Origin of the sequence: Sphingomonas sp. R647 (assembly GCF_020177055.1) — a bacterium.
Classification (GTDB): Bacteria; Pseudomonadota; Alphaproteobacteria; order Sphingomonadales; family Sphingomonadaceae; genus Sphingomonas.
In genome coordinates this window covers 1-10,425 of the sequence record NZ_JAIQXT010000002.1, presented here as the reverse complement: position 1 = coordinate 10,425, position 10,425 = coordinate 1, and the positions used below count along the sequence as shown (strand labels likewise).

The following is a 10,425-nucleotide window of genomic DNA, read 5'->3' as shown; positions in this document are numbered from 1 at the left end:
AGGGGAAATCAGCCGATGCGCGTGCTGCTGATCGAAGACGAGCCGACGACTGCCAAGGCCATCGAGCTGATGCTCGCGACCGAGGGGTTCAACGTCTACACTACGGATCTTGGCGAAGAAGGCCTCGATCTGGCGAAGCTGTATGATTACGACATCATCCTGCTCGACCTGAACCTCCCCGACATGCACGGCTATGACGTGCTGAAGAAGGTGCGGGTTGCACGGGTGCAGACCCCGGTCCTGATCCTGTCCGGCATCAACGAAATGGACAGCAAGGTCCGCTCGTTCGGCTTCGGCGCCGACGATTATGTGACCAAGCCTTTCCATCGCGAAGAGCTGATCGCCCGCATCCATGCCGTGGTGCGCCGCAGCAAGGGGCATAGCCAGTCGGTCATCCGCACCGGCAAGCTCGCCGTGAACCTGGATGCCAAGACCGTCGAGGTCGATGGCGCCCGCGTGCACCTGACCGGCAAGGAATATGCGATGCTGGAGCTGCTCTCGCTCCGCAAGGGCACGACGCTCACCAAGGAAATGTTCCTCAACCATCTTTATGGCGGGATGGACGAGCCCGAACTCAAGATCATCGACGTCTTCATCTGCAAGCTGCGCAAGAAGCTCAGCATGGCGTGCGAAGGCGAGAATTATATCGAGACCGTCTGGGGCCGCGGCTATGTGCTGCGCGAGCCCGAAGAAGCGGCTGGCGCGGTCAGCGCCGTCGCCTGACACCAATTCGTCACGTGGGGCAAAAGGGGGCCGCGCTATCCGGGGGGATGGCGCGGCCTTTTCCATGGCGCGCGCGCGTGCCCGCCGGGCGGCGGTGGTTCTGATCTTCAAGGAGTAAGTGGCGAAGGGTGGGACTCGAACGCCCTGTTTTATGACATTTTTCGTGGCCAATGACGTTCCATATTTTCAATGTTTTTCATTGACTTGATGGCTTTTTATCGGTGCGGCGACCTGTTCGAGAAGCGGCGCAAACGCATGGATGCTCGGAGCAGCTATTGCGGTGCATGCAAAGCGTCGAAGGTGGTTCCGATCCGGCTAACAGCTTAGACGACCACACCAGAGCCCCGCCTGTTTGGCGGGAACTGGGCCGGGAGCGGGCTGGCAGGTTTCGGGTGACAAACTCTGGGCGGCGAGCCGTCATTTCGCGGAGTCCTTCGAGCTATCGAACTGCCGCCAAGACAACGGTCATCGGAGTCTGTGTGCTTTGACCTGGTTCGTTGATCAGCCCCCCCCCCAAATTGAACCACCCAGTATTCACCTGCCGGCGCTAATTCGGGTGTAATCGCATCGCGCTGCCGCTATGATGCCAGCGATGATAGCAAGACGCTGCTGACATGGCCCAAGGGACAAGCATTCTTCTCGCCGAGAATCGTCACGTCCGGCTTGTGACCGACAGTCCGATACCATCGGTCATCAGCGATCCGCGGCTTCCGGATAATCCCATCGTCGCGTGTAACACCGCCTTTTGCGACTTGACGGGCTATCCCGCTGACGAGGTCGTCGGGCGGAACTGCCGTTTCCTGTCCGGGCCGGGGACCGAACCTTGGCTGACCGAAGAGATCCGCCGGGGCGTTCGCGAACATCGTCCGGTGCTTGTCGAAATCCTCAATTACAAGCGCAACGGACAGCCGTTCCGCAATGCCGTTCTCGTCGCGCCAATCTACGACGAACAGGACGCGCTGCTGTATTTCCTGGGATCGCAAGTCGAGATCGATGCCGATGCCGCGTCACCGTCGAGCATGCGGCGGATTCGCGCTGCCGAAATGGTCAAGGCATTATCCCCGCGCCAGGGGCAAATCCTGAAATTCGTTGCAAGCGGTTTGCTGAACAAACAGATCGCGGCGGAGCTCAATCTGGCGGAAAAGACCGTCAAGATGCACCGCGCCATCCTGATGAACCGGCTCGGCCTCCATTCGACCGCCGACCTTATCCGGCTCGCCGTGGAAGCCGGCCTGTAAGCCTCTGCCGCCAGTACGGCACAAAGCCCGTATCGCCGGGAAACCTGCCCCATTCTAGTGCTGCTCCATCGCCGCAGTGGCGTCGCCGCACCCGGTTCAGCAACCCGGCCCGCGGCTGGGCATCATCGCCGTTTCTGGTGCCGCTGCGACGAAGGATCGGGAGATACAGGGCGTCTCAGCGTGGTTGAGTGGCATCCCGCATCATCCCTGCCCGGCGCACCCGTGCCGGGGATCAATGCGATGGAGAGTTCGATGGATATCGTGACACCCTTTCAATATTCCCTGATCTACAACGCCTTTTCGTTCACCTTTGCGACGATGGCTGCGGCAACCGCGTTTCTGTGGTTGAGCCGGTCGCAAGTCGCACCGGCGTACCGCACTGCGCTGACCATCTCAGGACTGGTTACCGCCATCGCCGCCTATCACTATTGGCGCATCTTCGAGAGCTGGATCGCCGCCTACACGTTCGGCGACGGTGTGGTCACCGCAACCCCCTTCGCGTTCAACGATGCCTATCGCTACGTCGACTGGCTGCTGACCGTGCCGTTGCTGCTGATCGAGCTGGTACTGGTCATGCGCCTGTCGCGCGAGGAAACCATGTCCAAGTCGCTCCGGCTGGGCACGGCTGCCGCGCTGATGATCATTTTGGGTTATCCGGGCGAGATCTCGAACGACATTCCGACGCGCGTCCTGTGGGGCACCCTGTCGGCGATCCCGTTCCTGTACATCGTGTGGGAGCTGTTCAGCGGGCTCGGCAAGTCGATCGCGCAACAGCCGGCCAGCGCCCAGAACCTGGTGCGCAAGGCACGCCTGCTGACCTTCGCCTCATGGGGCTTCTACCCGATCGTGTACATGGCACCCTATGCCGGCCTGACGGGCGGCACCGTCACCACGACGATCCAGATCGGCTACACGATCGCGGATATCGTCGCCAAGGCTGGTCTGGGGATCCTGATCTTCCTGATCGCGGTCCGCAAGTCTGAGGCCGAAGCCGAGGCCGGTGGGCATAAGGGCTATGCTGCCTGATCCCATGGCAGCACTGGCTTACCCACGCATGACAGCGCGTCGCCGTGCCCCTACCGGGCGCGGCGACGTCGTGTATCCGGCCTATTGGCTCGCCGCGGCGCTGCTGATCGGGGTGACCCTGCTCGGCGTACCGCTGGATCAACCGGCGGCGATGGGGGTTGCGACGATCGTGTTCATCGGCGGCGGGCTTCCGCACGGCGCCTATGACATCGCCTTGTTGCGGCGTTCGGTCGCGCTGGACCGGCTTGGGATGGTGCTTGCGGTTGGCGGTTATGTCGCGATCGCCCTGCTGATGGTCTTTCTGTGGATGAGCATGCCGCTCGTCGCGCTGATCCTGTTCCTTGCGGCGGCTGCGGTGCATTTCGGCGAGGATTGGCCGATGCTTCAGGAGCCGCTGCTGCGCGTTGCTGCGGGCGCGGCGGTGATTGCGGCGGCGACGATCGGCCATCCTGCCGAGGTTGCGGCGCTGTTCGTCGCGATGAGCGATCCGCGCGCTGCAGTGATCGCGCAGGTGATCACGGCGGCTGCGCCGGTCGCGTTGCTCGTCACCGCAATCGGCATCGCCCTTGCGTGGCGCGAGGGCAGCCTGTCCTGGGCAACCGCGATGACCCTGTGTCTCGTTCTGCTGGTGGTCCTGCCGCCCGTCATGGGCTTCGCGCTGTTCTTCGCCTTCCTCCATTCGCCCCGACACTTGGCGCAGGCGCGCGCGCGGTTGCACGACATGACGCTGGCGCGATGGGTCGGCACCGGCGCATTGCTGTCGAGCCTCGCCATCCTCGGCTGGTTGGGACTGCGCACTATGGCGCCGGCGCATTTAGACCCGATCGTGGTTGCGCAGGCCTTTCAATTGCTGGCATCGGTGGCGGTGCCGCATCTGCTGCTGTCGCGGTGGATCGAACGGCGGCTGGCTTGCGCCCCCCACTTGCCGCCAGCCGATGATGCGAGCGTCTCGAACGATGCCCCCCGCGATCGCGGCCCGTTCTGACCCACCAACGCCGTCCCTGTTCATATCGCAAGCAAGGGACCCGACCGCCGACTGACCGCTTTCAGAGAATCAGGACGGCGCTTCGAACGACCAAATTGGCGCCTAGCCGACTTGGCCGGCAGTGATCAGTTGCCCAATGGGCTTACGGCTGCGCGCCGACCCTATGCCCGATGGACGTTTGCCAATGCGGAACACCGACAGCAGCGCGCGATCGTCTGATGGCGAATACTGCGCCGACAGATGCGCGTTCGTCTCGCTCCAGTCGGCCAGCACCGACACCGGGCAGGCGGCAAGCCCCTGCCGCTCCATCGCCAGCCATGCGCGATAAAATGCCCGGCCGGTGATCATGGGTGTCTCGCCCCTGGGTCGAAAGAACAGTGCGATCGCCGACGCACTGGCGGTCTTGCTCCGTTCCGAAGTCAGGATGCGCGCCAGCCCGACACGATCCAGCACACCGAAGAGTGGACCCAGGACCATCCCGGCGGCCCTGGCCTCGACCGGGCTCAGCGCCATCGCTTCGGCATTCAGTCCGTCGCTGGCCCAGTGGGGATGAGCGCGCGTCAGGCGCATCCAGTCGAGCAGTTCACGTCGATGCCCGACGTCGCGCAGGAAATGCATCGATGCCTCGTCGCCATCATGTGCGATCCGCCCGATCGCCGCTGGGTCGCGGACCAGCACCAGATCGGGGCAGTCCTTCTCCAGCCGGTCGAGCGCGGCGCTCTCCGGTGACCGGATGAAGCTGCCACGCCAGCTCGCCCTGCTTTCCACCTCGGGCTTTGCGTCTGCCGGCGTGTCGCGCGCCACCCGGATCGCGGCGAGCGCGCCGTCGGCGGGCTCGACCTCGCTCGCCCATCCGGCTTCGGCGAGCGCGATCACCGTGCCTTCCAGTGCCGCGCCGTGCGAGATGAGCACATCGCGGCCATCCGGGTCGGCGACCGGCAGGTGGATCGACGGACTGTCGAGCAGCAGGATCCGGCCCATATCGTCGAGCGACCAGCGCGTCGGCTGGATATTATGGACACTCGGCGCCAGCCGGGCCCGGTCGACAATGCGTTCGAGCGCGGCGCGATCAAGCATCGATGCGTTTCCCGAAAATGGCGAGCTCATGCAGCGGGCGCGCCCCGATCTTCTCGGCTTGCCGCAAGCTCGCGCCGTTGACGTCGGCGATCCAGGTTCCGCCGACGCTCGTGTATCCGGCCTGCTTCAGGGCAGTTGCGAGGCGATACAGCATCGCGCCGTTCAACCCACGATTCTGATGCTCCGGATCGACCGAATATAGCAGGATCACCGCGCGGCGGCGCTTCAGCCGGTGCCGCAGGAAATGAAATGGCGTGGTGATGCCGATCCGTGCCCCGGTGTCGCGAATGAACGGGTTCATGTCGGGCACGCACAGCAAAGCACCGACCGGTTTGCCGTGATGATGGACGATCACCGGCAAGCGCCAGTCCATGATCCACATCATCTCGCCCGCCTGAAACTCGAACTCGGCCGGGGTCAGCGGGACAAACATCGGATTGCGATCGAACCCGGCATTGAGCACCAGCCGCGCATCCTCCATCCGCGCGGCGAAGGTTCGGCGCGTCACGCCCAGCCAGCGATAGTCGGGATCCTCCAGAATCGCCTGCTGCTTGGGTCCCAACAGCAGCGCCGGATCGAGACGATCGAGATCATAATCGAATGTCGTCATGTCGAAGACCGGGCGATAGCCCTGCGCCTCGAGCAACCGCGCGATGTGAGGCGGGGTCCACATCATGTCGGTATAGGGGGCAGCGTCGAAGCCGGCGGTGACAACCCCCGTCATCTGCATCGCGGTCAGGTTGAAATTCCCCGCAATCTCGCTCGCGCCACGCGCCCGGGCCCAGTCCTCAGCCGCTGCGAGCAGCGTCCCCGCCACCTCCGCATCATCGCCGCAATCGAAAAAGCCGAACTGCGCGTGGCTGGCGTCGTGGCGCGTATTTGATGCGTCATGGATGCTTGCGACGATACGCCCCACCGGCGTGCCGTTGCGGAGCGCGGTAAACAGCTCGAATCGGCCATGCCCTTCGGTCACTAACGGGTTGCGCGCCGGATCGAGGATGCGATCGAAATCGCCCCACATCGGAGAGACATAGGGGCTGCCCGGGGGATAGACATTGCCCGGAACCGCAAAGGCGGCGGCGCGATCGCCGGTGCGCAGGGTGATCAAGGATGCTCCTTTCGGTGCGCGGCGCGCAATAGCCGCTGAACCAGAGCCAGGTCGGTCTCGATCGCGTCGCTGGCCGACAGCGCAGGCAAATTGACCGCGAGCAGGGCGAGCGGCGCGGGCTCGACCATCAGCAGGTGCGTGGCGGTGTGCGTATCGAGCAGCGCGCCAATCGCTTCGGCAAGGATGGCATCGCGCGCCAGACCCCATGGCGCATCGCGTCGGCCGAGCATCGGATAGCGGTCGAACAGCGCGCGCACCGCGTCGGGATCGAAATCGGCAAGATCGGCCTGCGACAGCATGACCCCATTGCCGAAGATCGGGCTCGCAGTCAGCGCCTGCACCAGCGCATCGCGATCGCCCGGCGGCGCCGCGACGAGCGCACGCCGCAGCTTGAGCCCCGCATCAGGGCGCGTGATCGCCTCGGCACAAATCGTCACCAGCATCAGCGTCGACAGCACGACGATGGCGATCTGCAGCCAGCTTGCCTGCACGGAGATATGGGCCAGCCCCACACCTGACAGCGCCGCCACGACCACCAGGAAACCAAGCCAAGCCATGCGCTGGGCGATGCTCCACGATCCGATGGTGAGCCCGACCCAGCCGAAGAACATCACCGCCAGCGGCGAAAGCCGCGCGGGCAGATCGGGCCAGAACTCGCGAAAATCGGAAAGCGCCGCAGGAATGAGCGCGACCTGGCAAACCGCCAGCGCGGCCACTGTGCGCAGCTCAGCCCGATCGATCCCGCGCATCCCCGCAAGCGCCGTCCCCACCGCCAGCGCCATGCCGATGCCGATATGGACGCCGAGGGCCTTGCCCGCCCATGGCGTAGCGCTGGCGATCACGATCAGCACCGCGACCATGCCCGTCAGCACCAGCAGCTTGACGATCAGCGGCGCGTGCCTCCGGATCAGGCCTTCGACGACCAGCAGGACCGCCAGCGGAATGACCGCCGCCGCAGCCATCGTCAGAGCGGCAAAGCCGGTACCGGCACCCAGCCACTCCAGCCCGCGGCTGCCATACATCACCGCGACCAGACCCAAGGCAAGCGTCCAGCGCCAACGCATCCCACCGGGCGCATCGCGACGACGTAGCGCCAGGATCAGCGCCAGCACGCCGGCCAGCCCCATCGCGTTGACCAGGCTGTCGATGACGACGGGCATGGTCACCCGGCAATCATCCGCTTCAATGCCCGACGCACCAGCGGTCGCATCAGCATGGCAAACGGCCATGGCAGCGGGCGTTCCACGCGATTGCGATAGACGTTGAGGAACCAGCCGCGGCAATCGGTTCTGCTCGACCGGCCCGTGGCCAGCTGCACCGCCTCATATGCCATTAGCATCCCCGTGCTGATCACCATCGGCGCGAACGACATCCGGCTGCGCCGCCCCGCCGCGACCTCGCCCGCCAGCGCAAGGTCGATATGGTGCCGCGACGCACTGTTGAGCATGACGTGCTCGGCCTCCCGCAAAAACGCCTCGGCGCGATCGCCATCGCTCACTGCCTCGATCGGCTTGCCCCGAGTCGGATAGCGCAGCCGTTCCTCGGGCATCGGGTCACCCGGGCGGGTGACGAACACCGACGGCAGCGGCGACGCATAAGCGTCGATCACGGTAGCGCCACTGGCGCGCGCACCGCGGTACAGCCTGAGGCTCGCGACCAGATCGTCGGTGCCGTTGACCACAATTTTCGCGGTGGCCAGGATGCGGTCGAGATGATCGGGCCAATCCGCGCCGAGCACCTCGATTTCGGCCTGCGGATTGATGCGCAAGCATTGATCGCGGCTCGCCTCGGCCTTGTGGCGTCCGACGCTGTCCAGCGTGGCGAACAGCTGGCGATTCAGGTTCGACACCTCGAACGCATCCAGATCGGCGATCACCAGCCGGGTAAAGCCAGCGCGGACCAGCGCCATCAGACATGCACCGCCCATGCCGCCTACACCGCAGACGAAAACCGGCGTGTCGCGCAACCGCGTCTGTTCAGCCTCGCTGACGAAGCCGATGTTGCGGGTGGTCATTGTGCCGTAATCAAACATCGCGGCGCTCCCGCCATGGTCGCAGTCGTCCCCAAGCGCGGCCCGGGCTCAACCAATAAAGTGCAGGGAGCACGGCGCGCTGGACAAGCAGGAACAGCAGCGCGCCGGCCAGGCCGGGCAGCGAATGGCGCGGCACGTCCTCCAACAGGTAACGGCGGGCGGCCGCCAGATTCATCTGGCCGATCTGCAGCAGATCGTCGCCGCGGGCATAGTCGAGCTGGTCCGCGCAGAATGCGTTATAGGCAGGATCGCGGTGCGGCGGCGCTTCGTCAAAGCGCTTTTTCAGATGGTCGGATCCACCGCGATACGCGTCCTTGATGACGAAGCGCTCCTCGTCGAACGGCGCGTCGTCGCTGACCCCAAACGCTGCGCGGTGGCGGCGCATGATCTCTCGGGCGAGCGAGAGGTGGTCGAACCGCCGCGCCGCGTTACCGGCGGGCGAGGGAAAGACATCGCTGAACCCTTCGCAGACAAGACCGACGACGGCTGGAACCTGGGTAACGCTGGAAATCCAGAACGGCCGGAGCTGGTTGCGCGCGAACAGCAACAGCGTCGTCATGCCATAGAGCGCCCAGGAAAATCCCCTGCCGCGCGCCTCAGGGTCGATCAGCACGAGCCCAAGATGAGTAACGATGTCGCGTCGACCGCGCTGATCCACATCGAGCAGTGCTAGCGCGTTGAACGCCACCGGTCGACCGGAGGCGCTTTCGCAAATCAGCATGATCACCGAGCGTTCGAACGCGCCGGAATCGATTCGAAACACCCCATAATCCAGCGCCCCCGCCGGCAAGGACCGCTCTGCCACGTCGCGCAGCGCGTCGGCCAGCGCCGCACATGCATCTGGCGGCATCCAGCAGCCCGGCCGTTCATAGACATGCGCGCGGTACGTCGCCGACAATTTTACCGACAGGTCCAGATGCGTCTGGAACAGCGCCTTCAGCCACATGCGTCAGCGATTCCGAGCTAAGACGAGATGCAAAGTCAAAGTCCCTCCGCACCCCCGGGCGCATCGTCTCGATACATCATCGGACGGCTACGTTACAAATTCGTCAAGCCAATCTGGATGCGCCCATCTTTCTTGATTCGGCTGTAGGTTTCTGTCGTCCCGTTGTTGAGCGCGATGGAGCAAGCAGACGGCTCGCTGTCCGGCGCTTAAACCGGGCCCGGGAACCACTGAACTGGGGCGCCAAGTGCCGCGCAGCATCAGTCAGCCAGGCGTCAAGAACGCCGTTGAAACGCGCACCGATCGCTCAGCATGGCAGGATATTACTATGCGCAAGCTTTGCGCGGCACGTGCTTGACACCCACTCAAGGGGGGCTCGGCAAAGTCACGCGACGTGTTCTCGGGAGACAGTTTCGACGATTGCCTGCCCAAAGGCCGAAAGACCGGGTCGGGCTCACGACGTCAACTATGCCAGACATCTCCCCCGCCCAGAGCCGATTGCACAAACGAAAAATGAGACCGGAAGTGGGACCGGAATTAGTCCATCATATATTCTCGAGGAATATCCGGAAGCTAAATACGTAAATGGCGGAGAGGGTGGGATTCGAACCCACGTTACGGTTCCCCGTAAACCGCATTTCGAGTGCGGCGCGATCGACCACTCTGCCACCTCTCCGCGAGGGGTCCGCAGGGCATATGCATGCCGCTCCGTCCGGTCGAGCGCGGGCCTCTAGACCAAGGTTCGCGGGGTTGCAAGCACCTTGCCGCACTCTTCTTGTGCGGACGCGAAAGCGCACTAGATTATAGTCATGACTCGCGCCTCCGACCCGCTCGATCTGGCGACTGCCGGCGTCCCCATCCCTCCTGTCGCGCATGCGCGCTTCAATCTGGGCGAAGTGGTCCGGCACCGTCTGTTCGATTTCCGCGGGGTGATTTTCGACATCGACCCGGTCTTCGCCAATACCGATGAATGGTATGACGCGATCCCGGAGGATGTCCGGCCGCGCAAGGACCAGCCCTTTTACCACCTGCTCGCCGAAAATTCCGAATCGAGCTATGTCGCCTATGTCAGCCAGCAGAACCTGGTGCCCGACGACAGCGACGAGCCGGTCGAGCATCCGGCGATCAGCGGGCTGTTCGATGAATTGAGTGACGGGCGGTACCAGCTGAAGCGCGAGCACCGGCATTAGGTTGGCTGGAGAACGCTGACGCGTTCTGCGGCACCGGCCCGCTCCCCCACCCGGCCACCCAACGACAGTGTATTCTATGGGTGGCCGGGTGGGGGAGCGGGCC

10 protein-coding genes and 1 tRNA gene are annotated in these 10,425 nt (G+C 64.2%); 5 read left to right on the top strand and 6 right to left on the bottom strand.

Annotated features, from left to right (window positions below; genetic code table 11):
* Window positions 1-15: 15 nt before the first annotated feature.
* From ctrA to K9B35_RS03895, 4 genes are all read left to right on the top strand, one after another.
* Window positions 16-723 (top strand): response regulator transcription factor CtrA, encoded by a 708-nt coding sequence (gene ctrA / locus K9B35_RS03910; protein WP_224920516.1) that lies wholly within the window; start codon window positions 16-18, stop codon window positions 721-723.
* A gap of 614 nt (window positions 724-1,337) precedes the next feature.
* Window positions 1,338-1,961: a LuxR C-terminal-related transcriptional regulator gene (locus K9B35_RS03905; protein WP_224920515.1), complete on the top strand. Its 624-nt coding sequence runs from the start codon at window positions 1,338-1,340 to the stop codon at window positions 1,959-1,961.
* 252 nt (window positions 1,962-2,213) lie between these two features.
* A complete protein-coding gene (locus K9B35_RS03900) occupies window positions 2,214-2,987 on the top strand; it encodes a bacteriorhodopsin-like (RefSeq protein WP_224920514.1) in 774 nt (257 codons plus the stop codon).
* 28 nt (window positions 2,988-3,015) lie between these two features.
* Window positions 3,016-3,972, top strand: a complete 957-nt coding sequence (locus K9B35_RS03895) for a Brp/Blh family beta-carotene 15,15'-dioxygenase (protein WP_224920513.1) — start codon at window positions 3,016-3,018, stop codon at window positions 3,970-3,972.
* A 102-nt stretch (window positions 3,973-4,074) separates the two neighbouring features.
* Here K9B35_RS03895 and K9B35_RS03890 read toward each other — a convergent pair whose 3' ends face one another.
* The 6 genes from K9B35_RS03890 to K9B35_RS03865 form a co-directional block, all read right to left on the bottom strand.
* Entirely contained in the window at window positions 4,075-5,049 is a 975-nt protein-coding gene (locus K9B35_RS03890; protein ID WP_224920512.1) for a hypothetical protein, read from the bottom strand.
* Window positions 5,042-6,157: a GNAT family N-acetyltransferase gene (locus K9B35_RS03885; protein ID WP_224920511.1), complete on the bottom strand. Its 1,116-nt coding sequence runs from the start codon at window positions 6,155-6,157 to the stop codon at window positions 5,042-5,044. Before K9B35_RS03885 ends, K9B35_RS03890 begins: the two co-directional genes overlap by 8 nt.
* Window positions 6,154-7,323: a hypothetical protein gene (locus K9B35_RS03880; RefSeq protein ID WP_224920510.1), complete on the bottom strand. Its 1,170-nt coding sequence runs from the start codon at window positions 7,321-7,323 to the stop codon at window positions 6,154-6,156. The genes K9B35_RS03885 and K9B35_RS03880 overlap by 4 nt, the downstream gene beginning before the upstream one ends.
* Complete coding sequence (locus K9B35_RS03875; RefSeq protein WP_224920509.1) at window positions 7,320-8,171, bottom strand: ThiF family adenylyltransferase; 852 nt, start codon at window positions 8,169-8,171, stop codon at window positions 7,320-7,322. The genes K9B35_RS03880 and K9B35_RS03875 overlap by 4 nt, the downstream gene beginning before the upstream one ends.
* 10 nt (window positions 8,172-8,181) lie before the next feature.
* Complete coding sequence (locus K9B35_RS03870) at window positions 8,182-9,135, bottom strand: hypothetical protein (protein ID WP_224920508.1); 954 nt, start codon at window positions 9,133-9,135, stop codon at window positions 8,182-8,184.
* Between the two features lie 583 nt (window positions 9,136-9,718).
* Window positions 9,719-9,808, bottom strand: a tRNA-Ser gene (locus K9B35_RS03865).
* 133 nt (window positions 9,809-9,941) lie between these two features.
* Between K9B35_RS03865 and hspQ the strand changes: the two genes are divergently transcribed.
* A complete protein-coding gene (hspQ, locus tag K9B35_RS03860) occupies window positions 9,942-10,322 on the top strand; it encodes a heat shock protein HspQ (RefSeq protein WP_224920507.1) in 381 nt (126 codons plus the stop codon).
* Window positions 10,323-10,425: the final 103 nt, after the last annotated feature.

Coding starts and splice junctions, on each gene's coding strand:
- ctrA (WP_224920516.1), top strand. CDS start 16: ATGCGCGTGCTGCTGATCGAAGACGAGCCGACGACTGCCAAGGCCATC.
- K9B35_RS03905 (WP_224920515.1), top strand. CDS start 1,338: ATGGCCCAAGGGACAAGCATTCTTCTCGCCGAGAATCGTCACGTCCGG.
- K9B35_RS03900 (WP_224920514.1), top strand. CDS start 2,214: ATGGATATCGTGACACCCTTTCAATATTCCCTGATCTACAACGCCTTT.
- K9B35_RS03895 (WP_224920513.1), top strand. CDS start 3,016: ATGACAGCGCGTCGCCGTGCCCCTACCGGGCGCGGCGACGTCGTGTAT.
- K9B35_RS03890 (WP_224920512.1), bottom strand. CDS start 5,049: ATGCTTGATCGCGCCGCGCTCGAACGCATTGTCGACCGGGCCCGGCTG.
- K9B35_RS03875 (WP_224920509.1), bottom strand. CDS start 8,171: ATGACCACCCGCAACATCGGCTTCGTCAGCGAGGCTGAACAGACGCGG.
- K9B35_RS03870 (WP_224920508.1), bottom strand. CDS start 9,135: ATGTGGCTGAAGGCGCTGTTCCAGACGCATCTGGACCTGTCGGTAAAA.
- hspQ (WP_224920507.1), top strand. CDS start 9,942: ATGACTCGCGCCTCCGACCCGCTCGATCTGGCGACTGCCGGCGTCCCC.